This window comes from Pseudoalteromonas sp. 2CM32C (assembly GCF_023161925.1).
Lineage (GTDB): Bacteria > Pseudomonadota > Gammaproteobacteria > Enterobacterales > Alteromonadaceae > Pseudoalteromonas > Pseudoalteromonas marina.
The window spans coordinates 46433-72828 of sequence record NZ_JALNTI010000003.1; the positions used below are offsets into that span (position 1 = coordinate 46433).

The following is a 26396-nucleotide window of genomic DNA, read 5'->3' on the forward strand; positions in this document are numbered from 1 at the left end:
AAGTAGTAATAGATTTTAAGATAATGAGTAAATAATGAATGTAGCGATTATTGGCGCAAGTGGATACAGCGGCGCAGAACTAGCAAGCCTTGTGGCTAAACACCCAAATTTAAAACTGTCAGGTAGCTATGTATCTGAAGGAAGCCTAGATAAACAGAAATTACTGAGTGATTTATATCCAGAGCACCTAGGTTTGCTTGATACTCCTTTACTTCCTCTTACAAAGTCAGCGTTCGACGACATTAATGCGAATGCAGATTACGTATGCCTGTGTACCGACCATAAAGTAAGCGTAGATTTAGCCCCGCAATTTTTAGCGATGGGCAAAAAGGTGTTTGACCTATCGGGTGGTTATCGCCTAGCAAGCAATGATGATTACGTTACTTATTACGGCTTTGAACATAAGCACCCTGAGTTATTAAATGAATCGGCCTATGGTTTAGCTGAATGGAATAGCAACGACATTGCAAATGCAAATTTAGTGGCTGTTGCCGGCTGTTATCCTACTGCAGCGCTGAATGCGTTAAAGCCACTACAGCAAGCAGGTTTGTTAAGCGACGACAAAATTATTATTAATGCAGTGTCGGGTGTAACTGGCGCAGGGCGTAAAGCCAGTATAGGTACTCATTTTTGTGAAGTGTCGCTAGCGCCATATGGTTTATTTAATCATCGCCACGGACCAGAAATAGAGCAACACCTTGGTCACCAGGTTTTATTTACCCCTCATTTAGGTAACTTTGCTCGCGGTATTTTAGAAACCATTTACGTGCAACTAAAACCTAATGTTACAAGTGAGCAAGTGGCTAAGGCCTACAGCGTGCTTGAAAACGAGCCTTTAATCCGCTTGTTAGGTAGTAAGATCCCGTCAATTAAGGGAGTTGCAAAGCAGCCTTATGTTGATATTGGTTGGCAGCAGCAAGGCTCTCAACTCATTGTTATGGCAGCCATTGATAATTTACTAAAAGGTGCTGCAGGGCAAGCTCTGCAGTGTATTAATTTATCAATGAATTTAGACCACTCCACAGGCTTAAAAGGAGCGTTTTAATGGCTAAAAAAACGTGGGTAATAAAGCTTGGCGGCGCTGTACTTAACACTGAAAATGCAGCTCATGCGTTATTTGATGTGTTGTCTAATCAGCCAAGTCATAACTTCGTAATTGTGCATGGTGGCGGGGCATTAGTCGATACATGGTTAAAAGAAGCCGGTTTTGTTAGCGCTAAGCATCAAGGTTTACGTATTAGCCCAGCAGAACAAATGCCCCATATAGTTGGTGCACTTGCAGGCTGTGCAAACAAGCAGCTAATGGCTCAAGCTATTGCTGCTGGCCACAAACCTGTGGGTTTAAGCCTTTACGAAGCAGGCGTAACCGCATCGCAAAAGCTCAAAGCATTGTGCCTAGTAGGAAAATGCGAAAGCAACAACGACTCTATTATTAACGATTTACTAAACGTCGGGCGCTTACCAATTGTTAGCTCTATAGGTTTTGACGAGCAAGGGCTTTGGTACAACGTTAATGCAGACGAGGCAGCGGCAGCTATCGCCAATAATTTAAATGCAGAACTTATTTTTATGACTGATGTAGAGGCCGTGCTTGACGCTAATAAGCAGCCATTACATCAATTAGATACAAAACACATTGAGACTTTAATTGCAGAGGGAGTAATTGTGGGCGGGATGGAGGTCAAAGTTAAGACCAGTCTTCACGCTGCCCTACACTTACGACGCGGTGTGTATATTTCCAGCTGGCAAAAGCCAGAAAATTTAACTGCTTTGCTGCAAGGCGAGCATGTCGGAACGAAGATTACACCATAGGGTTACCATGTTAGAGAATTTTTTAACCGGTCTAGAGTTAGACCAACAAGGCGCACTTAATTTATTAAAGCTGGCGCGTGATTTAAAGGCAAAGCCAGAAAAATACAGTCAAGTATTAGCGGGCAAATCAGTTGTTACACTATTTGAAAAGCAAAGCTTACGTACACGTTTATCGTTTGATATTGGCATTAATCGTTTAGGTGGTCATGCGGTTTATTTAGATCAGCAAAATGGCGCTATGGGCGCACGTGAATCAGTAAAAGACTTCGCGCTTAATATTTCTACATGGGCTGATGGTATTGTAGCGCGTGTAAACCAGCATACTACGTTAACCACCTTAGGTGAGTACTCGAGTGTACCTGTAGTTAATAGTTTGTGTGATTTATATCACCCATGCCAAGCATTGGCAGACTTTTTAACGCTTCAAGAAGTACATGGCGATGTGAGCGAGCTTAAAGTAGCTTACCTAGGCGAGGGCAATAATGTAACTCATTCACTTATGTTACTTGCTGCAACACTGGGTACTGATTTTGTGGCAGTAACGCCAAAAGGCAGTTCTCCGGATTCGCAAATTCTTAAAAAAGCAGAGCAAATAGCAGCTATGAATGGCGCATCAGTAATGGTGAGTGACCGTGTAGAAGCGGCGGTTGGCGCAAACGTTGTTTACGCCGATACATGGGTGTCTATGGGCGATGATACGCCTCTTGAGCAAGTCAAAGAAAAATATATGCCTTATCAGTTAAACCAAGCATTGCTAGATCAAACAGGGGCTACTACGGTATTACATTGCCAACCGGCACACCGTGAGTTTGAAATTACCTCTGAGGTAATGGATGGCCCAGCATCAAAAATTATTCAACAAGCAGAAAATCGCATGCATGCGCAAAATGCTCTGCTAGTGACATTACTAAATCCAAATTTTGTTAAGGAACACCTATGAGTTCAATTAAAAAAGTCGTTTTAGCCTATTCAGGTGGTCTAGATACATCGGCTATCGTGCCATGGTTAAAAGAAAATTACGGCTGTGAAGTAATCGCGTTTGTTGCCGATGTAGGCCAAGGCGCAGAAGAGCTTGAAGGCGTTGAAGAAAAAGCCATCGCATCAGGCGCATCAGAGTGTTACGTAGTTGACTTAAAAGATGAAATGGTAAGTGAATACATTTACCCAACGCTTAAAACGGGCTCTATTTACGAAGGTACTTACTTACTAGGTACTTCAATGGCGCGTCCAATCATTGCTAAAGCGCAAGTTGAAATTGCACGTAAAGTAGGTGCCGATGCGCTGTCGCATGGTTGTACGGGTAAGGGTAACGACCAAGTTCGTTTTGAATCGTGCTTTGCAGCGCTTGCACCCGATTTAAAAGTCATTGCTCCATGGCGAGAGTGGGACTTATCAAGCCGTGAATCACTCCTCGATTACTTAGCCGAGCGTGATATTCCGTGTTCTGCTTCAGCAACAAAAATTTACAGCCGTGATGCTAACGCATGGCACATTTCGCACGAAGGCGGCGAGCTTGAAGACCCATGGTGTGAGCCTAGCGATCAAGTATGGACCTGGACTAACTCTCCTGAGCAAGCACCCGATAAAGCCGAGCTAGTAACATTAAAAGTTGTTGAAGGTGAAGTGGTTGCCGTCAATGGCGAAGAGCTTAAACCTTATGATTGTTTAGTTAAATTAAACGACATTGCGTCACCGCATGGTGTTGGCCGTGTTGATATAGTGGAAAACCGTTTAGTCGGCATGAAATCGCGTGGTTGTTACGAAACCCCAGGTGGTACGGTGATCATGGCGGCCCTTCAAGCAATAGACGAGCTAGTACTTGATAAATCAAGCCGTAAGTGGAAAGAAGTATTAGGTGGCGAATTTTCGCACTTAGTGTACGACGGACGTTGGTTCACGCCACTTAAAGACTCTATTTTAGCGGGCGCCGAGGCGTTATCTACATTAGCAACGGGTGAAGTGGTACTTAAGCTTTATAAAGGCCAAGTGACTGCGGTTCAGAAAAAATCACCTAACAGCCTATACAGCGAAGACTTTGCGACCTTTGGCGAAGATGATGTGTATGACCAATCACATGCTGAAGGCTTTATTCGTTTATTCTCGCTTTCAAGCAGAATTTCGGCGTTGTCTAAAAAGTAAATTTTACGCCCCTTGTAAAAGGGGCATTTCAGGGTTTGGAGATATTTCATGGCATTATGGGGCGGACGTTTTTCTACGGGTCCAGACGAGGCGTTTAAGCAATTTAACGACTCTCTTCCATTTGACTACCAACTAGCAGAGCAAGATATTATTGGCTCTGTTGCATGGGCTGGCGCACTTGAACAAGTTAACGTGTTATCAAACGATGAGCACAAAGAATTAGTATCGGCATTATACGAGCTACTCGAAGAGGTAAAAGCAGACCCAACGGCTGTAGCTACATCCGGTGCTGAAGATATTCATTCGCATGTTGAAGCGGCTCTAATTGATAAAGTGGGTGACCTAGCTAAAAAGTTACACACAGGTCGCAGTCGAAATGATCAAGTAGCCACCGACTTTAGATTATGGTGCCGTGATACTGCCGATCATATTTTAAAAGCCATTGCGCAATTAAAAGCTGAATTTGTTGCGTTGGCCGAACGCGAACTAGGTACTATTTTACCTGGTTATACCCATTTGCAACGTGCACAACCCGTACTATTTAGCCACTGGTGCATGGCTTATGTTGAAATGCTAGAACGCGACGAAAGCCGTTTGCAAGACGCTAAAGCCCGTATGAACTATTGCCCGCTAGGCAGCGGCGCATTGGCAGGCACTGCTTACCCAATTGACCGCCAAACACTTGCACAAGGCTTAGGCTTTACAGGTGCAACTAAAAACAGCCTTGATGGCGTTTCAGACCGTGACTTTGTTGTTGAGTTATTGAGTTGTGCTTCCATCTCAATGATTCATTTATCACGTATGTCTGAAGATTTAATTTTTTATAACTCAGGTGAAGCGGGTTTTATTGAGCTTGCCGACAATGTTACATCTGGCTCGTCTTTAATGCCGCAAAAAAAGAACCCAGATGCACTTGAGCTTATCCGTGGTAAAACAGGTCGTGTATTTGGTGCCTTTAGCGCCATGATGATGACCCTTAAAGCACTCCCTCTTGCTTACAATAAAGATATGCAAGAAGACAAAGAAGGCATTTTTGATGCGATGCCAACATGGCTTGCGTGTATTCACATGGCACAAGCGTGTATTAAAGGCGTAAAGGTAAAAGGTGAGCGTACATTAGCTGCGGCAAAAGGTGGCCATGCAAATGCAACCGAGCTGGCTGATTACTTAGTTGCTAAGGGGGTACCTTTTAGAGAGGGGCATCATATTGTAGGTGTGTTGGTGCAGCTTGCAATAAGTGAAGATAAAACGCTTGAGGAGCTCTCACTTGAACAATATAAATCAGTAAATGATGTGTTTGAAGACGATGTTTATCCGGTACTTGAAATAGACGCCTGTATTAAAGCGCGTCAAGCAGTTGGCGGCACCTCCATTGAGCAAGTTACTAGCGCAATTAAAGCAGCCAAAAAAAAACAGCAGATAACGGTTCGTGATGCCAACCTAGACGACGTTGAATCAATTGCAAAACTTATTCAACACTGGGCAACGGTAGGCGAAAACTTGCCGCGTGCTAAAAGCGACATGGTGCATTCGATTAATGAGTTTGCTGTAACCGAAATAGACGGCAAAGTGTCTGGCTGTGCATCGTTGTATATATACGATACTGGCCTTGCAGAAATACGCTCTTTGGGTATTGACCCGCAAAGTGCGGTAACTGGGCAAGGGCGGCAATTAGTTGACCATTTACTAATAAAAGCCAAAAAATTGGCACTTAATCGCGTAATTGTACTTACTCGCGTGCCAGACTTTTTTGAAAAACAAGATTTTGCTTTTTGCAGTAAAGACAGCCTGCCAGAAAAAGTAATGAAAGATTGTGAATTGTGCCTTCGTAAAGAAAACTGCGACGAAGTAGCAATGGAATACATTTTAAAGCCAAGTAATAAAGCGGCGATCCCGTGTAAATTCGTGGCTTAAACTCCCTGGATACAAAAAACGTACGGTTACCCCTGTGCGTTTTTTTATGCCTGAGTTTGTCTGGTCGGAGGTGTTTTGATTGTGTCAATTCCTAGTAATTTACTTAAAAATAAAATTTAAATAAAAGTTGGTACATAGCTTGCAAGTAGCTATGTGGTTATAAATAGCAACTACCGCCATGAGTAGTGCATATACCTACACAATGGTGTGATTTAGTTTTACGCCAATTAAATTTAAACTTTTATAAGGATCAATTACATGCAAATTTCAGCTAATAGCCAAGTGCAAATGCAAGCATACAACAAAACACAACAATTACAGCCTTTGGCTCAACAAACTACTAGCACTAAAACCCTACAATCTGATACAGTGAGTTTCTCGCAAGAAGGTTTGAGTGCAGCGAGTGCTGATTTAAGCCGTTCTGCCATTTTGTTACCAGAATTAGTTCCTAAAAAACCAAAGTGATAATTTAAGGCGTTAGATGTTATTACAAGATTTGTTTGGGCTGTTTTCACTCTCTGCTTTTTTTATGTGGGGATTTTTAATGGCTTTTTTTTTTAATGCATTTGTTTATTCACTGGATGTTAAAAGAGGCACAACCCTCTTACTAAGTTCTTTTGTTATGATGTGTTCATACACCTTATCAGATTACTTTTTTACTTGGCTTTCCCTAAAAAATTCACTCTACTTAAATTTCGCCTTATATGATATAGCTACAATTACCGCTCTTCTGTGCTTATATAAAATAGTAAAAAAAACTACCCAATCATTTTTATATTTAATAATAGGTCTCAGTATCAATACCGTCTTCTTTGCGTTAATGCATATCGATATATACATTTATGAAAACAAACAACATTGGTGGTTGTGGGAGGCATTCTTATACACTGTAAACCTAGTTGATATTACAATGATTGTAGCTTTGATAGTTGATAGAGATATTTTAGGGCTTCATAAACTTAAAAATGCAATCCGCACTTTACTAAATCCAAGCGCTAATTCAAAAATGCCCTAGCTTAAAATTCATTTTTATTTTTACGATGAAAAAACGTCAAAGCATAAATTTAAGGGCGGTTACTTTATTTCTAATAACTGTATTTTTGACAACTATACTTTATAAAGTATTAAGCCACATGTCACTCAGCTTTAGACTGTAAAATAAAAGCATACTCCTAAAACTTGGTAAACAACTAAATCATGAAACGCTTTAAAACTAGCCCCAATTATCTATGTACATTAGTGCATTTTTATAATGGGTATTTTTAATGACTTTTTTATTCAGATTGGTTTCAAACATATGCAAACCTATCAAATTAAACGTGCACTTACCGACCAGAATGACCTGCTCTTATTACATTAGCGATTATTATGTTAGATGACCTGATGTTAAGTCCTGATGTAAGTTTTTATATTGGAGCATTGGTACAGTGGGGGTTTTTAATGGCCTTTTTGTATTCATTCGTTTCTAGCATTAATAAGGCTGACAAAAAGCGTGTTTGGTTATCTTTAGTGATGACTGTTTCATATCTATCAAGCCTTTTTATAGATATTCAAACAATACGGTACCTCGATTTTTTTATTTTGATATAGCCACTATTTTTGCCCTAGTGATGCTTAATTTATTTATTAAAGAGAGGCTTATATCCGCCTATTTATTAACGGGGCTCTCAGTGAATGCCATCCTATTTTTAGGAATGCATTTAGATACCGTGGTTTATAAAAGCTACGAACCGTGGCTTTTTACAGTACTTTACTCTTGGCTAGTTAACTTTAACGACTTTGCCATGGTTGCTGTTTTCTTCATTAAAAAAGACTTCTTGGGTTTGGTTAAAGCAAAATCATACATATACAAACAATTGAGTCGAAGTTTATAAATGCTTGAACATGCCACATTAATGCTTGGTTCAATCAATGCCCATTTGAGTATTTTTATCACATGGTTTTTTGCTGTTGCATTTCTTTATAATTTAACAATAAGCATAAATGTTAAAAACAGAAGCGTTATGTTTCTGTCTTTAATAATGATGGTGTCGTATACGCTGACCTTAATAATGGGAAAAGCGCAGTTAATGATTACGACTTCGTTTTATTTAGATTTTGCTCTATCTGACGTGGTTGCTATTTTTGCAATCGTGACCTTTTCACACTTTTACAAAGCGCCTTACTCAATTGCATATTATTATCTTATTCTTGGTTTGAGTCTTAACGCTATGCTGTTTTTGGTTATGCATTACGATTATGCTGTTTCGGCTAATTATGATTATTGGTGGGGTTGGGGATTGTATGCTATTGGACAGGTTTCTAGTGATATAATAATGGCTTTAGTACTCATTATTAACAAAGATATTTTAGGTTTGGTTAAATTGAAAAATGCTGTGTTGAATCGTAAAACACCGGTGGCTAGGTAATGGGTAGTTTTTTGGAGGACTTCTTTTGGAGTCTCGCTGCAATTAGTAATCTCTTAGGTATACCTATCACATGTTTATTTGTTTTTGCATTTTTATATAATCTGTCTACGGCCATTAATAAATCAGACAATAGCCGTACTCAACTGTCATTAATTATGATGGTTTCTTATACGTTGAGTTTGTTCATTGACATGTCTACTCTATTACTGTTCCTAAAATTATTTGCCTTTGATGTGGTCACTATTGCCGTTATTTTTATTTGGCGGCTGTGCTTAGGTAAAGTGATCCCTATTAGTTTTTATTATTTAATAGTAGGGCTCTGTATTAACGCATCGCTTTTTATGGCCATGCATATCGATACTATAGTAAATCCAACACATGAATTTTGGTGGTTATGGATGCTTTATAGCTTTTCAGCACCTATTGTTGATTTCATAATGGCTTTAGTACTTATTGCCAATAAAGATATTTTAGGGTTGGTTAAATTGAAAAGTGTTGTCTTGAATCGTAAAACACCGATGGCTAGGTAATGGATAGTAATTTGGAAAGTATTTTTTTAAGCCTAGCTGAAATTGGTGATCTACTCGGTATTTTTATTACGTGGCTATTTGTTTTTACTTTTCTATATAATTTATCTGCTGCTATTAATAAACCTGATAATAGCCGAACTCAATTGTCATTCATTATGATGATTTCCTATACGTTGACACTGTACATATATGCATATACGCCATCAGTTTACTTGCAACTATTTGCCTTTGATGTCGCTACCATTATCGTTATTTTTATTTGGCGGAAGTGCTTTGGTAAAATAATTTCAATTGGCTTTTATTATTTAATCGTAGGGCTCACTACTAATGCAATATTTTTTATGGCTATGCATATTGATACAATAATACAGCCTTATGATGGATATTGGTGGTTATGGGGGGTATACGGATTAGTGGTACCACTTGTTGATTTAACGATGGCTTTAGTACTTATTGTCAATAAAGATATTTTAGGGTTGGTTAAATTAAAAAATGTTATGTTGAATCGTAAAACACAGGCAGTTATGTAATGGGGAATAAATTGGAAGACTTTTTCTGGTTTATGGTCTCTATCGGTGAACTTTATGGTATTTTTATAGCTTGGCTATTTGTTTTTACTTTTTTATATAATTTGTCTGCGGCTATTAATAAACCTGATAATAGCCGAACTCAACTGTCATTAATTATGATGGTTTCTTATACGTTGAGTTTATATATAGATATAAGCCAATACTCTGCTCACCTTCAGGTGTTAGCTTTTGATGTAGTTACCATTGCCGTTATTTTTATTTGGCGGTTTTGTTTTGTCAAAGTACCTCCCATTGCTTTTTACTATTTAATTGCAGGGCTATGCATTAACGCATCGCTTTTTTTGGCCATGCATATCGATAATGGAATCAATCAGAATTACAAATTTTGGTGGTTATGGGGGGTATACTGTTTATTGATGCCTTTTGACGAATTAATCATGGCTTTAGTACTCATTATCAATAAAGATATTTTAGGCTTGGTTAAATTGAAAAATGTTGTGTTGAATCGAAAAGCACCGGTGGCTAGGTAATGGGGAGTTTTTTGGAAAACAACTTTTTTAGCCTCGCTGAAATTGCTGAGCCCTTTGGCATACTCATTACATGGCTATTTGTTTTCACATTTTTATATAATTTGTCTGCGGCCATTAATAAACCTGATAATAGCCGCACTCAACTGTCATTCATTATGATGATTTCTTATTCGTTGAGTTTGTACATAGATGTATATACGCCATCAGTTCATTTACAGTTATTTGCCTTTGATGTCGTCACCATTATCGTCATTTTTATTTGGCGACTGTGCTTTGGTAAAATCATACCAATTAGTTTTTATTACTTAATAGTAGGGCTCACTATAAATGCGACACTTTTTATGGCGGTATATATTGAATCAATTGTAAGGCTATATGATGGATATTGGTGGTTATGGGGAGTTTACGGGTTAGTGATGCCGCTTGTTGATATAACGATGGCTGTAGTACTTATTACAAATAAAGATATTTTAGGTTTGGTTAAATTAAAAAACAGTGTGCTGAATCGTAAACCACTGGTGGCTAGGTAATGGGTAGTTTTTTGGAAGATTACTTTTGGATGATGGTTTCAATAGCTGAACCTTTTGGTATTTTTATAACGTGGCTATTTGTTTTCACCTTTTTATATAACTTGTCTGCGGCTATTAATAAAACCGATAATAGCCGAACTCAACTCTCATTCATTATGATGGTTTCGTACACTTTGTGTTTATACATAGATATGTATACACCACTTAGGCATTTACAGTTATTTATTTTTGATGCGGTTACGATTGCGGCTATTATTATTTGGCGTTACAGCCTAGGAAAAGTGATCCCTGTCAGCTTTTACTACTTGGTAGGGGGGTTGTCTATTAACGCCACGCTTTTTCTGGCAATGCATGTTGATTTTATAGTAAACCCATATTGCGGTTATTGGTGGTTATGGGGAGTTTACGGGTTAGTGATGCCGCTTGTTGATATAACAATGGCTGTCGTACTTGTTACTAATAAAGATTTGTTAAAACTGGTGTGGTTAACTAAAAAACTAACCACACGTGCTTAATGTATTATTAGAGGCTTAATACCCCTATATTTTTTGCTTTGGTAAAGCACTCACTAGGCTTAATTAGTATTGCAGCCTACTTTTTCTTTGAGTGCTTTTACAATAATAGGGTCTACAAATTCGCTTACATCGCCATGATGACGCGCCACTTCTTTAACTAAAGTAGATGAAATAAAAGAATTTTTTTCAGCCGGTGTTAAAAATACACTTTCAAGGTCGGGGTTTAGGCGGCGATTCATGTTTGCTAATTGAAATTCATAATCAAAGTCAGACACCGCTCTTATACCGCGAATAAGTACGTGTGCATTGTGATCGCGTGCTAAATCGGCCAGTAATCCAGAAAAACCAATGACCTTTACGTTATCTAAGTGGCTTAATATTGTGTTTGCTAGCGCCACACGTTCTTCAAGGTTAAAACATGGCTGCTTACTTGGGTTATTAGCAACAGCAACCAAAACAGTGTCAAACATTTTGGCAGCACGCTGTATTAGGTCTGTATGCCCATTAGTAAGTGGATCAAAAGTGCCGGGGTAAATTGCAGTAACGTTCATAAGGTTCACAAATTATAATTTTGTAGCAGTTTAACAGTGTTTACAGAACAAATCAGCCCAGTTGCTAGTGCTGCCATTAGCGGTAATTTTAAGCGTTGTTTAGGGCGTGTTTTAATTGTTAATTTTGTTTATACTGCCTATCCAAATTTGAGTGTAATGTAGCCAATAGACTATTTGAGTATTAGCATATGAATACCAAGGAAAAAATAATACACACCAGTATTTCGTTGTTTAATGAAAATGGTGAGCGTGCAATCACAACGAACCATATTGCATCGAGTTTAGGGATGAGTCCGGGTAATCTTTATTATCACTTTAAAAATAAAGAAGACATTATTCGCCATATTTTTGCGCTTTACCGTGATCACTTAAGTACACATTTTAAACCTATTGATAAAGACGATGATGCATTTAGTCATTTAACTGCTTATCTCGACTCGCTATTTGAACTTATGTGGCGTTTTCACTTTTTTTACGACAACCTTGGCGATATCCTCTCTAGAGATACCGACTTAAAACAAGCGTATATTGATTTTCAGCTTGAGTTATTAGAGCAAGTTCGTAACGTTATTTTGGGATTGCGTGATAAAGGCATGATAGCCATTGACGAACAAGACGTGACCGAATTAGCCCACACGCTTAAACTCACTGTTAGCTTTTGGACACCTTACATAAAAGCACGAAGACCCAGTGGCTCGCTTGCTGAGCAAGATATTTATTATGGTATTTTAAAAGTATTGGCTTTATTTAGGGCCTACAGCACAGAAAAAAGCAGCGTACAGATGAACCAACTTCGCGAAAAGTACACGGCACTTGCACAGCAAGCACCGGCAGTAGCATAACGCCTCATTTATTGGCTGTTTCCTAGACGTTAAAATTTTTGCTATAATCGCGCGCCAAATGCCTGGGAGCGCGAATTCCCGCAGTCTAAGAGTGAACTATGCTTAAATTTATCGTCAAACTACACCCCGAAATAGCTATCAAAAGCCGCTCGGTTCGTAAACGCTTTACTAAAGTGTTAGAAAATAACATTAAAATTGTATTGCGTCGTATTGACGAAAAAGTACAAGTAAGAAACAACTGGGATAACATTTCAGTTGTCACCAAATTAACTGACGCGCAAACTCGGTTAGACTTTATTGATGGTTTGCAACGCATTCCAGGTATAGTGCAATTTATTGAAGTGACCGAAGTCGAATTTAGTACGTTGGACGAAATTTATCAAAAAACCTTTGAGTTAATTGGCCACACAATTGCGGGTAAAACATTTTGTGTACGTGCAAAACGTATAGGCCAACACGACTTTACCTCAACTGATTTAGAGCGTTACGTTGGTGGTGGTTTAAACCAACACGTTGAAGGTGCCCGCGTAAAACTTAGCCGCCCAGAGGTGACTATTCGTCTAGAAGTAAAAGACGACAAAGCCTACATTGTAACGCAAACACATTTGGGTATGGCAGGCTTCCCTTTGCCAACTCAAGAAGATGTGCTGTCGTTAATGTCGGGTGGGTTTGACTCAGGCGTAGCTAGCTACCAAATGATACGAAAAGGCGCGCGTACGCACTTTTTGTTCTTTAATTTAGGTGGCGCTGCCCACGAAATTGGCGTTAAACAAGCGAGTTACTTTTTATGGAAAAAATACAGCTCTACTCATAAAGTAAAATTTATTACGGTCGACTTTGAACCTGTTGTTGCCGAAATTTTAGAAAACGTTGAGAACAGCCAAATGGGCGTTGTACTCAAGCGTATGATGATGCGTGCCGGTAGCGCAGTGGCCGAAAAGCTAAATATTCAAGCGCTTGTAACGGGTGAAAGTATTGGGCAGGTGTCCAGCCAAACGTTGGCTAATTTAAGTGTAATTGACCGCGTAACCGAAACCCTTATTTTACGCCCGCTAATTCAGCATGATAAGCAAGAGATTATAAACATTGCGCGCCAAATCGGTACCGCTGAAATGGCCGAAACTATGCCAGAATACTGTGGTGTTATATCTAAAAAGCCAACGGTAAAAGCAAAAATAGACGTGATTAAAGGCGAAGAAGAAAAGTTCGACTTTGATGTACTTGATACCGTTATAGATAACGCGCGTGTTATGGATGTTCGTGATATCGACGTAGAAGCTAAGCAAGAGCTTAAAGAGGCTGAGTCGGTTGCCGATTTACCGCCAGGTTCAGTTGTTGTTGATATTCGCTCGCCAGAAGAAGAAGACGCGGCGCCGCTTGAAATTGAAGGTATTGAAGTAATTCACCTACCGTTTTTCCGCTTAGCTACGAAGTTTGGCGACCTACCAAAAGATAAAGACTACTACCTATATTGTGATAGAGGTGTAATGAGCCAGTTGCAAGCGCTTATTTTACACGAGCAAGGCTTTACAACTGTAAAAGTGTATCGTCCTTAAAGGGTAAGTAAATACGTTAATAGTTTATAAAGCGTGGTTTAAACCACGCTTTTTTTTGCCTGAATTTTAGCAAGTAACTCATTATTAGTTGGGGTTTTGATGTTGTAACGTTTGCCTTGCTCGCTAATATACCCACAAATAGCCATTATTTCTGTTGGCCTGTTATTAGCAATATCTTGCTGCATTGAAGAATAATTTTCAGCGGTAAGCGACATTACGGTGTAAGCGTTATTTAACGCATCAGCTAAAGCAATATTCAACCCTTTTGCGTTAGCAACCCTACAGCCCTCATAGAGTAAACTCATTATCGTTGCGCTAAATGCAGGGGCACGCAATTGGCCGTTTTTTATATTGTGAAGTGCAGTTAGTGGGTTAATAGCCACATTAACCAACAGCTTTTCAAAGCGAAGTTGCTCAATGTTATTGACCATTTTTAAATTCGGAATTGCTTGAAGTAGTGGTGATATAAATTGTGGATTTTTAGCTGCAAGTTTATTACAGCCACCAATCACGCTTTGCCCTTCACCGGTATGTTGCACAATGTACTGGGTAGACTTAAATCCGGCCATGCTGGTGGTTAAAAAGTATAGTGCTTGCTGAGTGTTCAGCTGAGGAATAAGCTCTTCAATATTTCCCATTCCATTATGAGAAACGACTAATATTGAATTTGCAGCAAGATAAGGTTTTACTTGTGAAAATGCATCTTGAACCTGAAAAGCTTTAACTGTAAAAATAACAACATCATAACTAGGTTGTTGCGCCAGATCGCTTAAATTAATAAAGCGTGCATTAATGTTATCTGACGGAGCGTTTTTACGGCTATAAAAACGCGTATTGCAGGTTGGTTTGCGTGTTAAAGCATGAACATTATTTTTGTGACTTAAAAAGTGGCTTAGTAACAAGCCAATAGCGCCATCGCCTACAATTAAAATATTAGTCATAGGGATTCTTTTTTCGAGGTGTAAAAATAACTCTTAGTAAAAAGTAACTAGCAGCACCAGCAAAATCAGCTATAAAATCGCCAATAGAGGCCTGCCTGTAAGGGAGCGCGTCTTGCATTATTTCAATTGATGCGCCGTAACCGGCCAATAACAAAATTTGTGCGTATAAGGGAAGCTTAAACGCTTTATCCATAATGATGGCAAGCACAAAAAAAATCCCAAAATGGGCTACTTTATCAATGTGTGGAAATAGGTTAGCTGCGCCTTTTATTTCTTTGGCAAATAAAAAAGTAAACGCTACGATGCTGAGCAAAAAAACAGCTTGGTAAACACGCCTTGTCACGTAAAATCCTAGAGTCGCTTAAAAAAGAAGCTTAAGTATATCAAACTAAATTAGTATCGCACCTGAACAAGATGCAGAAAAATGTAAAGATTTATAATTTTAGCGTTATAATTGCGCCATAAAATTAAGATTGAATAGTTAGGAGAAAACCAATGCCTTCATTTGATATTGTATCTGAAGTAGAAATGAACGAAGCACAAAATGCGGTAGATAATGCAAACCGTGAACTTGAGACTCGCTTTGACTTTAGAGGTGTTGATGCATCTATTGAGCTAAACGACAAAACAATTAAGCTAAAAGCTGAAGCTGATTCACAGGTTATGCAATTGTTTGATATTTTAGCGGGTAAAATTTCTAAGCGTGGTATGGATGTAGCGAGCTTAGAGTTACAAGATATTAGCCGTGCAGGTAAAAATGTTTTTCGTAACGTTGCGCTAAAGCAAGGTATTGAAAAAGATGTGGCTAAAAAAGTAGTAAAAGCCATTAAAGATTCTAAAGTAAAAGTGCAAGCGGCTATTCAAGGCGAGGAAGTACGCGTAACGGGTAAAAAGCGTGATGACTTACAAGCTGCTATGCAAGTAGTGCGTACTGCCGATTTAGGTCAGCCATTTCAGTTTAAAAACTTCCGCGATTAATTATAAAAGCCTTTTTGGGCGCTTTATAAATAAAAAGCCAAATAGCCGCGCAGGTTATTTGGCTTTTTTTATGAACGCGGCATCGTTTTTGTTTTTAATTGATTTTCTTTTTAGCTGTATAGACGTCCGTTGACATTTTTTATTAAACTCCTCACAATAGCGGCCTATTTTCAAGGTGCTTATTAATCTTTTCAATGGTTTGATTTTTTTAATAAGATAATCGGGAAGTTGGTGCGTTTTCATGATGACTACAATCCCAACACTGCCCCCGCAACGGTAAAGTAATACATAAAGCTATGTATTTACTGAGTCCGGAGACCGGCCTTGATGTAATCTTACTTAGTTCTTTGCGGTGGGCAAAGAAGGGGAACTTCATGTTAAAAAAAACAACTCTTGGCGTTGCAATTACTGCTGCGCTGTCACTATCTGTATCTGCTGCAGAGCAATCAATCGAAACCATTACGGTAACCGCTAATAAGTTTGAACAATCAATTACTAATGTATTAGCGAGTGTAAATGTTATAACTCGTAATGACATTGAAACCAGTAATGTTCGCGACTTACCAACGCTACTAACCACTCAAGTTGGGTTTCAGGTCAACCCTAACGGCGGTTTTGGTCAAAATGCCGGTGTTTCATTGCGCGGTACAGGGTCAGGTGATACGCTCATTTTAATAGACGGTGTACGCACCGGTTCGGCAACGCTTGGTCAAAAAGCATTAAGTAATGTGCCATTAAATAGTATTGAACGCATAGAAATAATTAAAGGTTCACGTGCAGCTATTTATGGCTCTGATGCGTTAGCAGGTGTTATTAATATTATTACTCGGGAGTCAGATAACCTTTCGGTCAGTGCTACGTTTGGATCTGACGCGTACCAAGACTACCAGATTGCTGGTTCTGTAAAAGCAGGCGATGTAACAACGGCTTTTAATGCAGGGTTTGAAAAGACGGACAACTTTGATGTACTTCAGGGCGCAGCACCCGATGAAGACGGTTTTGAAAATAAAAACCTTGGCTTTAAAGTAAACTACACCGACACACATTTCGGCAACTTTAAGTTACTAGGGCAATACAGCGAAGGCTTTGCTGATTACGACAGCCGCTTTAGTCCTGCCGATAGTACGATTGAGCGAGGGGATTTTAAAAATTACCAGCTTTCGGCTGGTTGGAATAAAGACTATAAAAATCAAACTCACAGCCTTGATATAGCATTTGCAACGGATGACTCAGACAATCGTTATGTTGATTTTTCTCAAGGGCCAACAACAAGTACGTTTGTTACTAAGCGCTCACAAATTGACTACAACGGCCAATACCGCTTAAACGACACGTTAAACATTAGTGGTGGTATTAATTGGTACAATGATGACGTATCACAAAGCTCAACCACGTTTGAAGTGCAAGAGCGCGATGTATTAGCTGTATTTGTTGGCGCATATTACGATGCGGATGAGTTGCTTGCCAATTTAACTGTTCGTCAAGATGACGATGAGCAATTTGGTAATGAAACAACGTACACAGCGGCAGCTGGCTATCACTTATCTGAAGACGCAACTTTCAGAATAAGCCAAAGCACGGGCTTTAAAGCGCCAACATTTAATGATTTGTACTTTCCTCTTTACGGCAATGCCAACCTTCAACCTGAAACGTCAGTGAATCGTGAGCTTGGCTTAAACGTCGACTTTGATACTGTACGTGTCGATGTCGCTATTTTTAGAAATGAAATTGAGGATAAAATTGATTATGACGCTAATTTTGCACTCACCAATATTAATGAGGCCCAATATGAAGGTGTTGAATTTAGTTTAGCCAATCAAATTTTGGGTTTTGATAGTAATGTGAATTTTGCTTACCTAAGTGCCGAAGATAAAGAAACAGGCGAAGCGCTTAGAAACGTTGCCAAACGAACCTTTAATTGGGAGCTTACAAAACAGTTTGGTGCATTTGATACAAGCATAGCAATGCAATATCGCGGTGAGCGAGCAGGGGCGGTTTCGCAATTGGGTTCGTATACGCTTTGGAATTTAGCAGGCAATTACCAAGTAAATGATGAAATTACGGTGTCGCTTCGTATAGAAAACGTATTCGATAAGGAATACAACGCAGTCGATTCTAACGCTGATTTTACAACAGGGCAGGTGTATTACTACAACACGCCAGAGCGCCGCTTTTTTGCTGGCATAGATTACCAGTTTTAAATAATCTAAATAAAAAGCTCGGTTTTACCGGGCTTTTTTGTGTTTTTACTCAGCTAAAAACTCTTTAAATACGGTTTCAAACTTATGTAATTTTGGTGCGATTAACATACTGCAATAACCCTGTTGCGGGTTTTCGTTGTAGTAATCTTGATGATAGTGCTCAGCAGGGTAGTAAGTTGTCACCGGGCTGACTTCGGTAACAATAGGCTCACTAACATGGGTTTGTAGCTGTTCAATCATAGTGTTAGTAAGCGAAAGTTGTTCGTCATTATGGTAGTAAACAACACTTCGGTATTGTGTGCCAATATCGTTACCTTGGCGATTTAATTGCGTAGCATCGTGCAGTGTAAAAAACATAGCGAGCAATGTTTCAAAGCTTACAATAGTGCTATCAAATTCAACTTTTACTACTTCGGCATGGCCCGTTGTACCACTGCATACTGATTTGTATGTTGGATTGTCAGTATTGCCACCGGTATAACCCGAGCTTACATCAGACACGCCATTTACACGCCTAAATGCTGCGTCAATACACCAAAAACAGCCACCACCAAAGGTTGCTACTTGCGTTGTTGAACTCATAATTATTCCTAATATTTGACAAAGGTCACGCAAAGCATAAAGCTTAGCGCCATAACAACAAGGTTACGACGCGTTAGCTTGCTTAGATCTCTTCAAGCGGTTTTTCGGCTGCTTGTTTATTAAGTTTTTGTTGTAAATATTCAGGCGATTGTGTGTTACGAGCAAGCGCATAATACGCTGCTGGCACAACAAATAAAGTAAGTAGCGTTGAAACAATAACCCCGGTAAATACCACAACACCAATTACCATACGGCTTTCAGCGCCAGGGCCTGATGCTAATACCAATGGCACTGAGCTCATAACCGTTGTTAGCGATGTCATTATTATTGGGCGTAAACGTTGTGTAGCCGCTTGTAATATTGCTTCGCTAAATTCTACACCTTTGTCGCGTAACTGGTTGGTAAATTCAACAATGAGTATCCCATTTTTAGCGCTTAACCCTATGAGCATAACAATACCAATTTGGCTGTAAATATTAAGCGTAAGTCCGGTAGACCAAAGGCCAAACATCGCGCCCATTAAACCAAGCGGTACTGTTAGCATGATTACAAATGGGTGCATAAAGCTTTCAAATTGCGCTGCCAATACCAAAAAGGTGACTGTTAGCGCTAATACAAATACGTAGGTCATTGCTGATGCGCCTTCGTAATAAAGCTGAGATTCACCTTTGTAGTCTATTGCGCCGTCAATGTCGTTTTCTTCTGCGGCAACATTATTTAAAAAGTTAAGTGCTTGTTCAAGTGTGTAACCATCGGCTAAGTTTGCGCTTAAGGTTATTGAGCGCATACGGTTGTAACGGTTTAAGCGTGAGGCCGTTGCTTCTTCTTTTAAGCTGATTAAGCTGTCTAGCGGAACAAGCTCACCACTGCGTGATTTAAGGTATATATTTGAAATATCGGTCGGGTTATTAAAGTCTTCTTTTGTACCTTTCAAAATGACATCGTATTCTTCACCTCTATCTATAAAGGTTGTCACACGACGCTGACCCAGCATGGTTTCGAGTGTACGACCAACATCAGACACAGACACCCCTAAATCGGCCGCTTTATTTTTATCAATGCTTACTAAAAACTGTGGAAATGTTTCTTTGTAATCATGATCGATTCTAACAAGGCCTGGGTTTTGTTCTGCACGTTTAATAATGCGGTCACGCCAATCGGCAAGCTGAGCATAATCATTACCTTGTAGAACAAATTCAATAGGGCGAGATGAACCGCCACCGCCAATACCTCGGCGCATAATAGCAAACGCACGTACATCGGTGACTTCGCGCATTTTGCCACTAATTTCATCCATTACTTCCCACGTAGAGCGCTTGCGTTTGTCCCAATCAGCCATACCAACAATAGCAACACCGCCGCTACCGCCCCAGCCAGGAACACGAACAAGCACACGGCTTAGCTCGCCAGACTCAGAGTAAGGCATAAGGCGTTCTTCAATTTTTGCCATATTGGCGGCATTATTTTCGTAGCTAGCACCCTCAGGCCCGCTCATCATAATGAAAAAGGTGCCGCGGTCTTCTTTAGGTGTTAGCTCTGATGGCACTTGCAGTAACAGTGAATAACTCACAAAACCCGCTAAAACTAAGCTGACTAACAAGCCCCATTTTTTGGTCATATTTGTTGAAAGTGAATTACGGTAACTGCGCTCTAATTTAGTAAACTGGCGGTCCATCCATTGGCTGAATTTATTAGGCTTGTCGGCGCTTTTTAGAACTTTTGAACACAATGCTGGTGCAAGCGTAAGCGCGGTCACACTTGAGAAAAAAACAGCTGCGCTTACAGCCATTGCAAATTCGGTGAATAACGCGCCTATCCGGCCATCCATAAATACTAAAGGAACAAACACCGAAATAAGCACAAGTGTAGTTGCTACAATTGCAAAGCCAACTTCTCGTGCGCCTCTATACGCTGCAAGTAATGGTGGCTCGCCAAGCTCTATGCGGCGGTGAATGTTTTCAAGCATTACAATAGCGTCATCAACAACTAAACCAATGGCAAGTACTAACGCAAGTAGTGTTAGCAAGTTGATTGAATACCCCATAGCGAGCAAAAACATAAAGCTACCTACCAAAGCTACCGGTACGGTAACAGCGGGAATAAGCGTTGCACGAATGTTGCCTAAAAACAAAAATATCACTAAAACAACTAAGCCCATTGAAATGGCAAGCGTGCTATATACTTCGCTAATCGATTCTTTAATGAATACAGACGAGTCGTAACTGTCTTGAATTGTTGTGCCTTCAGGTAGGTTTCGTTTGATTTTTTCTAGCTCACTTCGTGCGTTGTCTACCACGGTTAATGTGTTTGCTTTAGCTTGTTTTACAATACCCAGGCCAATCATGTTGCGGCCGTTACCACGGAACAAACTTTCGTCGTCGGCGGCCTCTAGTTGAACATCGGCTACTTCGCCAAGGCGAACTAAATAGCCATCTTCACCGCGTTTAATAACTAAATTTTTAAAGTCGCGCTGATCTTTGTAGCTTCGGGCCGTACGTACCGTAAAGTCGCGATCAATTGATTCAATTTCACCAGCAGGTAACTCAACATTTTCTGTGCGCAGAGTGTTTTCTATGTCGCTTGAAGTTATGCCGCGCGCAGCCATTGCTTGGCGGTTTAACCAAATTTTCATAGCGTATTGACGCTCGCCGCCAATTCGTACATTAGATACGCCATCCACAACGGCTAAGCGGTCAACAATAAAGCGCTGTGCATAATCAGAAAGCTGTAATGAGTCCATGGTTTCACTATTAAGCACAAACCATGCAATAGGGCTTTCATCACTGTTTGATTTAGATACCTCAGGCGGACGAACTTGCTCAGGTAGGCTGTCGAGTGCACGTGCAACACGTTCGCGTACATCGTTAGATGCTGCATCTATATCGCGGCTAATATTGAATTCAATAGTAATGTTTGAGCGACCATTACGGCTCGACGAATTAATACTTTTAATACCCTCAATACCCGATATACGGTTTTCGATAACTTGGGTTATTTTAGTTTCGATTATCTCCGCTGATGCCCCGGTATATGAGGTGCTAATATTTACAATCGGAGTTTCAATGTCAGGGTATTCGCGTAGCGGTAACATGCTAAATGCTACTAAACCAAAGGTTAGTAGCAATAAGTTAATTACAATCGCAAAAACGGGGCGTTTAACGCTAGTGTCGGTAATTTTCACGTATTACCCCTTAACGCTAACTTTACTGCCCGAGCGAATTTTAATCAGCCCTTCAGTAATAATTTGCTGGCCATCGGTTAAGCCTTCATCAATAGCTACCCAACCGTTATTTCTGCTTGCAACGTGTACTTCTATTTTGTTTGCTACGCCATCTGTAATTTTAAACACGTAGTGTTTATCTTGCAGTGGTATAACGGCCTTTTCTGGGACCATAAGTGCTTGGCTTGTACTTAACTCAAGTGCGGTATTTAGCAGCATGCCTGGACGTAATAAGCCAGATTTGTTGGCAAAACTAGCGGTTACTTCAATGCTGCGTGTAACGGCGTCAATACGCGAACTAATATGCGTGACTTTGCCTGTAAATGTTTGGCCAGGGTAAGCGTCATTTTGCGTTAATACTTTCATTCCAATGGCTAGTTGCGCTAAATATTTTTCAGGAACTTTAAAGTCTACTTTTATAATACTAATATCATCAAGGGTAGTGAGTATGGTTGCATTATTAACATAAGCGCCTATGGATATTTCGCGTTTTCCTAATAAGCCAGAAAAAGGTGCACGAATGGTCATTTCGCTTAACGTTGTTTTAGCACTTTCTAATTGTGACTTGGTTGCGTCTACGACAGATAACTGCTCTTCTAAAAGCGATTTAGCTGTAGACTGTGTACGTGATAGTTCTGTAAGGCGGTTAAGCTGACGCTTTTCTTCTTGTAAATTGATACTGAGTTCTTCAACGGCCAATTCTTCTTGTCTGCTTTGCAGTTGCACAAGTTTTTGACCTTTACTCACTAAGTCACCATCTTTGAAAAATATGTCGGTAACGTAGTCGTTTTGTGCGCTTTTGATATAAATAGCTTGATTTGCGCGTGCGCTACCAATTGCTTCTATCATTACAGCGTTTTCTTGCGAAGTTACTGTATGTGCAGAAACCTGTGTAGACATGTTAGAAAAATTAGCTTGTTCGCCATGGCTAGAGGGTAAGTATAAATAAACACTAAATATTAAAAGTAGTGTAATAATGAATGGAAAAAGAGCTTTGCCTGATTGTCTAGAGTACATCGTTTTCATACCTGAAAATTAATTATAAGTATTGTACGAAATAAGACCGGATAAAGTCTGTTATGTGTCTCATAATTTTGTGCGTTAAGCGTAAAAATAAGTAATATTAAATATGTGTACCGGTTTTTGTTTAATTAAAGCGATAAATATATGAATTTTAAAACATCTTGCAAGGCCTGTATGACAGCCAGGAAAGTGATTTTATGGGCTATTATTATGTTTATATTTTATATGGTTTTTTATCAATATGGATAAACATACTAAAAAGCGTATTAATTACCGTCCGAAAGGTGCACGCAATGGTATTGAAATATTAATAGTAGGCGCTATTGGCTTAGTATTTATTATGGCATTTAATTTACTAAGATCAGGCACTATTAGCATTGTTGAAATTTTTTTGGTCAGTGCCTGCCTTGGGGCTATTTTTGTGGGTTTTTTAAAAACCCAAGAACCTTATTACAGCTTAATTTTGAGCGAGTCTGCTATTGAATATAGGCATAAATATGGGGGCTGGTGTTTATCTCATAAAAACTTTCATTCTTGCGGTGTTCCAAAAGTAGAAAAAGGCTTTGAGTACTTAGAGCTAAACGCGGTTGGACTAAAACTAAATGATATTGATGAATTTCTAATGAGTATAACCCCTAGAATTGCGGGTAAATTACTTATAGAACAACGACACTTTTTTATGCAGGTTGTTCAAAATCATTGCAAAAATGGCAATTGCCCATCAGAATGGTTAGTAGAAGATACACAACATCGATCTGCGCGCGGAATTAGCTATAATGGTTTAATAGCAATGTTTGCAAACAGAACTAAGCACCTCAAGCTGCTAACAGGGTATGATTTATTACTACCTGCCAGTGTACTAGATACAGATATTTGGGCTTTTAGCGCTAATTTAAATAAGTGGAAGCGCGAGCCACATCAGTTTATAGCGTCGCAGCTTAAAGATTAAACTGCGACTGTAGGAAAAGACAATGAGCCAAGAAAGAGCCTTTTTAAAAAGTGGTCGTAATACCATAATACATAAAGACAAAAAACTTGATTTAGTGATTGTTAACGCTGAAAATCAGCCACGAATTAAAGTGACTCAAAACGGATTAGAGCCGTTTAAAGAGGAGCTACCAAAAAATAGACGCGACGCAAAAGACCGTTACCTAGAAATGGTATATATAAGCAGCGCTGAAGTATTTGGTGAAGAAAAACAGTTAGTATTTATTCAGTCGTTAGATGGTCGTGAATATAAAGTTGATTACAGCAAAGTTGGCACTAAATTGTTCGTTCGTATCCATCAAGACGCCTACATGTAAGCTTTAGTGGCACCTTTTTTGCTTGTGATTACCTCATGGTAATTATTTGACACACAAGGTGCTACGAATGAAAGCGTTAGCGTTAATCCCTCTTTTTTCCTGCATTTTTATTACAGCATGCGGCGGTGGCGGCGGTGGTGACAGTACCACAAATATTGAATCCTCTGTGAATGCTGGCACAGACATACAAGTAATCGAAAAAATTGATTTTACAATTACCGCCCAAGGCTCACCTGCTGACGGTACATTTACGTGGCAGCAAGTAAGCGGGCCAAGTATTGACGGCTTTCCACTTGAAGGCGCAGAGCAAACACTTACGGCACCGGATGTTAAAGCAGACAGTGAAATTGTACTAAGGGTCAGCTATCAAAGCACTGGCAATAGCACAGTAAGTGACGACGTTTTAATTTCGGTTAGCTCTAATAATCAGCTCCCTATTGCTGTAATAACACAAACAGCACCAGATACACTCCCTTCTGTATACCAAGATACCATTATACTGAGCGGCGTTGATTCCAGTGATCCGGATGAAAATGGGATGGTTAATAGCTATTTTTGGGAACTTATATCAGGCCCTGACTTAGATATTTCCAGTTTTGATGATTCAACATTAAGCTTTACTCACCCTTTATTAGAAGCAAACACGACATTACTTTGGCGTTTAACGGTTACAGACGATGAGGGTGGCGAAGCCAGTACTCAATTCACGATGAGCCTTAATAAAACCAATGAATTGGTTGCGGCAAATGCAGGGGATGATCAAAATGTTGAAGAATTTGATCAGGTAACATTAGATGCAAGCAATAGCGAAACAGTAACTGATACATATCAGTGTGAATGGCAACAATTAACTGGGAATGCCGAAACACTCAGCAATAGCAAACAATGTGTATCTAGCTTTTTTGCCTCCGATGTGGACACCAATACCACGCTTAGCTTTGAAGTAACCGTTACCGATTCGAAAGGACGAACCGATACAGATACTGTGTTTATTGATATATCGCCAAAGGCGCTTGGCCTGATAAACGATAGTGGTATGGGAGAATGTTACAACAATACGCAGCGCATAAATTGTGGCAGTGATGACTTTCCTGAGCAAGACGCAGAGCTCGGTCGAGATAGCTTTGCTAACCGCATAGATAAAGCAGGCATAGGTAATCTCGCGTTTGATTATACAAAGCTTAATCAGTTTGCCGACGAGGTGGATGACTCAAGTGAAGACTTTAGCTGTATTCGTGACAACGTCACAGGGCTTGTTTGGGAAGTTAAATCACCGTCGTCTGGTTCTTTACCAAACACAACGTTACGGGATGCACAAAACAGCTATTATTGGGACATTGGCGACACAACTACCGATGCAGACAGTTCAGCAAATACAACATGCCCTAACGATACAAGCTGTGGCCTACAAACCTATATAAATGAAGTTAATGCTATCGATTTTTGTGGGGGAACAAATTGGCGAGTACCCACGTATACAGAGCTTTTGGGGTTAATTGATTATGGGAAACAAGGGCAAAGCGTTTTAATTGACTTAGCTTTCTTTCCAAATATGCCAGAAGCGGGTGCTATCGATAATGTTAATTTACCTTATTGGACATCTCAAACTGCAGCAGATGGCACCAGTTTATCGCAAGCTTATATTATTGATATGAGCAATGGTAATGACCTTGCCTATCCAAAAGAGAACAACGCATATGTTCGTTTAGTCAGAAGCCGATAGGAGAGTGTTATGAAATTAAAATTATTAAATACGTTTATAGTTTTTGGCTTTAGTTTTAATGTAGCTGCGCAAACATGTTATGGCGGTGCTGACACAACAACCCCAACCGATAGGTTTACCGTTAATGCTGATGGTACAGTATCTGACACTGAAACTGGCCTAATGTGGCAGCGTTGTAGTTATTCTCAAACCTATAATACAGAAACATTAGTCTGCGAAGGGTCTACGCCTGCAGTGACGTGGCAAGAAGCTTTACGAGGCGCGACTAACGATACAACTGCAAATTATGATGATTGGCAGGTGCCTAATATTAAAGAGCTAGCCAGTATTTTAGAGCACAGTTGTACAGAGCCAAGCATAAATGAAGTTGTTTTTTTAGGCACTAAATCTCAAAACTATTGGTCTAGCACATCGGGTGTTAGCAGTATGAGTTCGGCCTGGGTGTATCAGTTTGACAGCGGGCTAAATAGTTTACGTCCTAAAACCAGTGATGTTTATTTACGCCTAGTTCGCTACGAAAAATAAAGACCAAATAAGTTTGATTAAAAAGCGTAGTTATTGGAGGTC

Annotated in this window: 27 protein-coding genes, 1 pseudogene and 1 riboswitch; of the genes and pseudogenes, 22 read left to right on the forward strand and 6 right to left on the reverse strand. The window is 39.7% G+C overall.

What is annotated here, in order from left to right; translation table 11 throughout:
• The first annotated feature begins 34 nt into the window (after positions 1 to 34).
• From argC to MTF67_RS07265, 14 genes and pseudogenes are all read left to right on the forward strand, one after another.
• A complete protein-coding gene (gene argC / locus MTF67_RS07200) occupies positions 35 to 1045 on the forward strand; it encodes an N-acetyl-gamma-glutamyl-phosphate reductase (RefSeq protein ID WP_248519144.1) in 1011 nt (336 codons plus the stop codon).
• Complete coding sequence (argB, locus tag MTF67_RS07205; protein ID WP_248519145.1) at positions 1045 to 1812, forward strand: acetylglutamate kinase; 768 nt, start codon at positions 1045 to 1047, stop codon at positions 1810 to 1812. The genes argC and argB overlap by 1 nt, the downstream gene beginning before the upstream one ends.
• 7 nt (positions 1813 to 1819) lie before the next feature.
• A complete protein-coding gene (locus tag MTF67_RS07210) occupies positions 1820 to 2752 on the forward strand; it encodes an ornithine carbamoyltransferase (protein ID WP_248519146.1) in 933 nt (310 codons plus the stop codon).
• The gene (locus tag MTF67_RS07215) at positions 2749 to 3951 is read left to right on the forward strand and encodes an argininosuccinate synthase (RefSeq protein ID WP_008130621.1); all 1203 of its coding nucleotides are present in this window, start codon (positions 2749 to 2751) and stop codon (positions 3949 to 3951) included. The genes MTF67_RS07210 and MTF67_RS07215 overlap by 4 nt, the downstream gene beginning before the upstream one ends.
• Positions 3952 to 3999: 48 nt before the next feature.
• Positions 4000 to 5865, forward strand: a complete 1866-nt coding sequence (gene argH / locus MTF67_RS07220) for an argininosuccinate lyase (RefSeq protein ID WP_248519147.1) — start codon at positions 4000 to 4002, stop codon at positions 5863 to 5865.
• A gap of 258 nt (positions 5866 to 6123) precedes the next feature.
• Complete coding sequence (locus MTF67_RS07225; RefSeq protein WP_010556958.1) at positions 6124 to 6330, forward strand: hypothetical protein; 207 nt, start codon at positions 6124 to 6126, stop codon at positions 6328 to 6330.
• 16 nt (positions 6331 to 6346) lie between these two features.
• Positions 6347 to 6880, forward strand: coding sequence for a hypothetical protein (locus MTF67_RS07230; RefSeq protein WP_248519148.1), 534 nt, complete (start codon positions 6347 to 6349; stop codon positions 6878 to 6880).
• A 353-nt stretch (positions 6881 to 7233) separates the two neighbouring features.
• A pseudogene (locus MTF67_RS07235) lies at positions 7234 to 7739 on the forward strand (hypothetical protein).
• Positions 7740 to 8273 (forward strand): hypothetical protein, encoded by a 534-nt coding sequence (locus MTF67_RS07240; RefSeq protein ID WP_248519149.1) that lies wholly within the window; start codon positions 7740 to 7742, stop codon positions 8271 to 8273. It begins immediately after the preceding pseudogene.
• Entirely contained in the window at positions 8273 to 8803 is a 531-nt protein-coding gene (locus MTF67_RS07245; RefSeq protein WP_248519150.1) for a hypothetical protein, read from the forward strand. Before MTF67_RS07240 ends, MTF67_RS07245 begins: the two co-directional genes overlap by 1 nt.
• Positions 8803 to 9333, forward strand: coding sequence for a hypothetical protein (locus MTF67_RS07250; protein WP_006791546.1), 531 nt, complete (start codon positions 8803 to 8805; stop codon positions 9331 to 9333). Before MTF67_RS07245 ends, MTF67_RS07250 begins: the two co-directional genes overlap by 1 nt.
• A complete protein-coding gene (locus MTF67_RS07255) occupies positions 9333 to 9863 on the forward strand; it encodes a hypothetical protein (RefSeq protein WP_248519151.1) in 531 nt (176 codons plus the stop codon). Before MTF67_RS07250 ends, MTF67_RS07255 begins: the two co-directional genes overlap by 1 nt.
• Positions 9863 to 10393, forward strand: coding sequence for a hypothetical protein (locus tag MTF67_RS07260; protein WP_248519152.1), 531 nt, complete (start codon positions 9863 to 9865; stop codon positions 10391 to 10393). The genes MTF67_RS07255 and MTF67_RS07260 overlap by 1 nt, the downstream gene beginning before the upstream one ends.
• Positions 10393 to 10908 (forward strand): hypothetical protein, encoded by a 516-nt coding sequence (locus tag MTF67_RS07265; RefSeq protein WP_248519153.1) that lies wholly within the window; start codon positions 10393 to 10395, stop codon positions 10906 to 10908. The genes MTF67_RS07260 and MTF67_RS07265 overlap by 1 nt, the downstream gene beginning before the upstream one ends.
• A gap of 59 nt (positions 10909 to 10967) precedes the next feature.
• Here the strand turns inward: MTF67_RS07265 and coaD are convergent, their stop codons facing one another.
• Positions 10968 to 11459 carry a pantetheine-phosphate adenylyltransferase gene (gene coaD / locus MTF67_RS07270; RefSeq protein WP_006791542.1) on the reverse strand — a complete coding sequence of 164 codons (492 nt, stop codon included), beginning with the start codon at positions 11457 to 11459 and terminating at the stop codon, positions 10968 to 10970.
• Between the two features lie 188 nt (positions 11460 to 11647).
• Between coaD and MTF67_RS07275 the strand changes: the two genes are divergently transcribed.
• Together MTF67_RS07275 and thiI are read left to right on the forward strand one after the other, a co-directional pair.
• Positions 11648 to 12301 carry a TetR/AcrR family transcriptional regulator gene (locus MTF67_RS07275; protein ID WP_006791540.1) on the forward strand — a complete coding sequence of 218 codons (654 nt, stop codon included), beginning with the start codon at positions 11648 to 11650 and terminating at the stop codon, positions 12299 to 12301.
• Between the two features lie 98 nt (positions 12302 to 12399).
• Complete coding sequence (gene thiI / locus MTF67_RS07280) at positions 12400 to 13857, forward strand: tRNA uracil 4-sulfurtransferase ThiI (RefSeq protein WP_008129371.1); 1458 nt, start codon at positions 12400 to 12402, stop codon at positions 13855 to 13857.
• A 38-nt stretch (positions 13858 to 13895) separates the two neighbouring features.
• Here thiI and MTF67_RS07285 read toward each other — a convergent pair whose 3' ends face one another.
• Together MTF67_RS07285 and MTF67_RS07290 are read right to left on the reverse strand one after the other, a co-directional pair.
• Positions 13896 to 14798, reverse strand: coding sequence for a 2-dehydropantoate 2-reductase (locus MTF67_RS07285; RefSeq protein ID WP_248519154.1), 903 nt, complete (start codon positions 14796 to 14798; stop codon positions 13896 to 13898).
• Positions 14791 to 15141 carry a VanZ family protein gene (locus MTF67_RS07290; RefSeq protein WP_006791537.1) on the reverse strand — a complete coding sequence of 117 codons (351 nt, stop codon included), beginning with the start codon at positions 15139 to 15141 and terminating at the stop codon, positions 14791 to 14793. The genes MTF67_RS07285 and MTF67_RS07290 overlap by 8 nt, the downstream gene beginning before the upstream one ends.
• Before the next feature lie 152 nt (positions 15142 to 15293).
• On the opposite strand from MTF67_RS07290, the gene MTF67_RS07295 reads away from it, so the two are divergent.
• Together MTF67_RS07295 and MTF67_RS07300 are read left to right on the forward strand one after the other, a co-directional pair.
• Positions 15294 to 15776: a YajQ family cyclic di-GMP-binding protein gene (locus tag MTF67_RS07295; protein ID WP_248519155.1), complete on the forward strand. Its 483-nt coding sequence runs from the start codon at positions 15294 to 15296 to the stop codon at positions 15774 to 15776.
• A gap of 178 nt (positions 15777 to 15954) precedes the next feature.
• A riboswitch (cobalamin riboswitch) is annotated at positions 15955 to 16118 on the forward strand.
• Between the two features lie 32 nt (positions 16119 to 16150).
• Positions 16151 to 17977, forward strand: a complete 1827-nt coding sequence (locus tag MTF67_RS07300) for a TonB-dependent receptor (RefSeq protein WP_248519156.1) — start codon at positions 16151 to 16153, stop codon at positions 17975 to 17977.
• Between the two features lie 45 nt (positions 17978 to 18022).
• On the opposite strand, the gene msrA is transcribed toward MTF67_RS07300, so the two are convergent.
• The 3 genes from msrA to MTF67_RS07315 form a co-directional block, all read right to left on the reverse strand.
• Positions 18023 to 18559 (reverse strand): peptide-methionine (S)-S-oxide reductase MsrA, encoded by a 537-nt coding sequence (msrA, locus tag MTF67_RS07305; protein ID WP_248519157.1) that lies wholly within the window; start codon positions 18557 to 18559, stop codon positions 18023 to 18025.
• A gap of 82 nt (positions 18560 to 18641) precedes the next feature.
• On the reverse strand, positions 18642 to 21740 hold the full coding sequence (locus tag MTF67_RS07310; protein ID WP_006791532.1) for an efflux RND transporter permease subunit: 3099 nt from the start codon (positions 21738 to 21740) through the stop codon (positions 18642 to 18644).
• A 3-nt stretch (positions 21741 to 21743) separates the two neighbouring features.
• On the reverse strand, positions 21744 to 22796 hold the full coding sequence (locus MTF67_RS07315) for an efflux RND transporter periplasmic adaptor subunit (protein ID WP_008129354.1): 1053 nt from the start codon (positions 22794 to 22796) through the stop codon (positions 21744 to 21746).
• Between the two features lie 247 nt (positions 22797 to 23043).
• On the opposite strand from MTF67_RS07315, the gene MTF67_RS07320 reads away from it, so the two are divergent.
• The 4 genes from MTF67_RS07320 to MTF67_RS07335 all read left to right on the forward strand — a co-directional run bounded on the left by MTF67_RS07320 (position 23044) and on the right by MTF67_RS07335 (position 26354).
• A complete protein-coding gene (locus MTF67_RS07320; protein WP_248519158.1) occupies positions 23044 to 23751 on the forward strand; it encodes a DUF2982 domain-containing protein in 708 nt (235 codons plus the stop codon).
• A 22-nt stretch (positions 23752 to 23773) separates the two neighbouring features.
• Complete coding sequence (locus MTF67_RS07325; protein ID WP_039037724.1) at positions 23774 to 24106, forward strand: hypothetical protein; 333 nt, start codon at positions 23774 to 23776, stop codon at positions 24104 to 24106.
• A 67-nt stretch (positions 24107 to 24173) separates the two neighbouring features.
• Positions 24174 to 25829 (forward strand): DUF1566 domain-containing protein, encoded by a 1656-nt coding sequence (locus tag MTF67_RS07330; RefSeq protein WP_248519159.1) that lies wholly within the window; start codon positions 24174 to 24176, stop codon positions 25827 to 25829.
• A 9-nt stretch (positions 25830 to 25838) separates the two neighbouring features.
• Complete coding sequence (locus MTF67_RS07335; protein WP_248519160.1) at positions 25839 to 26354, forward strand: DUF1566 domain-containing protein; 516 nt, start codon at positions 25839 to 25841, stop codon at positions 26352 to 26354.
• The last annotated feature ends 42 nt before the right edge of the window (positions 26355 to 26396 follow it).

Excerpts from the sequence above, each read along its gene's own strand:
- argC (WP_248519144.1), top strand. The coding sequence starts at position 35 with ATGAATGTAGCGATTATTGGCGCAAGTGGATACAGCGGCGCAGAACTA.
- argB (WP_248519145.1), top strand. The coding sequence starts at position 1,045 with ATGGCTAAAAAAACGTGGGTAATAAAGCTTGGCGGCGCTGTACTTAAC.
- MTF67_RS07210 (WP_248519146.1), top strand. The coding sequence starts at position 1,820 with ATGTTAGAGAATTTTTTAACCGGTCTAGAGTTAGACCAACAAGGCGCA.
- MTF67_RS07215 (WP_008130621.1), top strand. The coding sequence starts at position 2,749 with ATGAGTTCAATTAAAAAAGTCGTTTTAGCCTATTCAGGTGGTCTAGAT.
- argH (WP_248519147.1), top strand. The coding sequence starts at position 4,000 with ATGGCATTATGGGGCGGACGTTTTTCTACGGGTCCAGACGAGGCGTTT.
- MTF67_RS07225 (WP_010556958.1), top strand. The coding sequence starts at position 6,124 with ATGCAAATTTCAGCTAATAGCCAAGTGCAAATGCAAGCATACAACAAA.
- MTF67_RS07230 (WP_248519148.1), top strand. The coding sequence starts at position 6,347 with ATGTTATTACAAGATTTGTTTGGGCTGTTTTCACTCTCTGCTTTTTTT.
- MTF67_RS07240 (WP_248519149.1), top strand. The coding sequence starts at position 7,740 with ATGCTTGAACATGCCACATTAATGCTTGGTTCAATCAATGCCCATTTG.
- MTF67_RS07245 (WP_248519150.1), top strand. The coding sequence starts at position 8,273 with ATGGGTAGTTTTTTGGAGGACTTCTTTTGGAGTCTCGCTGCAATTAGT.
- MTF67_RS07250 (WP_006791546.1), top strand. The coding sequence starts at position 8,803 with ATGGATAGTAATTTGGAAAGTATTTTTTTAAGCCTAGCTGAAATTGGT.
- MTF67_RS07255 (WP_248519151.1), top strand. The coding sequence starts at position 9,333 with ATGGGGAATAAATTGGAAGACTTTTTCTGGTTTATGGTCTCTATCGGT.
- MTF67_RS07260 (WP_248519152.1), top strand. The coding sequence starts at position 9,863 with ATGGGGAGTTTTTTGGAAAACAACTTTTTTAGCCTCGCTGAAATTGCT.
- MTF67_RS07265 (WP_248519153.1), top strand. The coding sequence starts at position 10,393 with ATGGGTAGTTTTTTGGAAGATTACTTTTGGATGATGGTTTCAATAGCT.
- coaD (WP_006791542.1), bottom strand. The coding sequence starts at position 11,459 with ATGAACGTTACTGCAATTTACCCCGGCACTTTTGATCCACTTACTAAT.
- MTF67_RS07275 (WP_006791540.1), top strand. The coding sequence starts at position 11,648 with ATGAATACCAAGGAAAAAATAATACACACCAGTATTTCGTTGTTTAAT.
- thiI (WP_008129371.1), top strand. The coding sequence starts at position 12,400 with ATGCTTAAATTTATCGTCAAACTACACCCCGAAATAGCTATCAAAAGC.
- MTF67_RS07285 (WP_248519154.1), bottom strand. The coding sequence starts at position 14,798 with ATGACTAATATTTTAATTGTAGGCGATGGCGCTATTGGCTTGTTACTA.
- MTF67_RS07295 (WP_248519155.1), top strand. The coding sequence starts at position 15,294 with ATGCCTTCATTTGATATTGTATCTGAAGTAGAAATGAACGAAGCACAA.
- MTF67_RS07300 (WP_248519156.1), top strand. The coding sequence starts at position 16,151 with ATGTTAAAAAAAACAACTCTTGGCGTTGCAATTACTGCTGCGCTGTCA.
- msrA (WP_248519157.1), bottom strand. The coding sequence starts at position 18,559 with ATGAGTTCAACAACGCAAGTAGCAACCTTTGGTGGTGGCTGTTTTTGG.
- MTF67_RS07315 (WP_008129354.1), bottom strand. The coding sequence starts at position 22,796 with ATGTACTCTAGACAATCAGGCAAAGCTCTTTTTCCATTCATTATTACA.
- MTF67_RS07320 (WP_248519158.1), top strand. The coding sequence starts at position 23,044 with ATGGATAAACATACTAAAAAGCGTATTAATTACCGTCCGAAAGGTGCA.
- MTF67_RS07325 (WP_039037724.1), top strand. The coding sequence starts at position 23,774 with ATGAGCCAAGAAAGAGCCTTTTTAAAAAGTGGTCGTAATACCATAATA.
- MTF67_RS07330 (WP_248519159.1), top strand. The coding sequence starts at position 24,174 with ATGAAAGCGTTAGCGTTAATCCCTCTTTTTTCCTGCATTTTTATTACA.
- MTF67_RS07335 (WP_248519160.1), top strand. The coding sequence starts at position 25,839 with ATGAAATTAAAATTATTAAATACGTTTATAGTTTTTGGCTTTAGTTTT.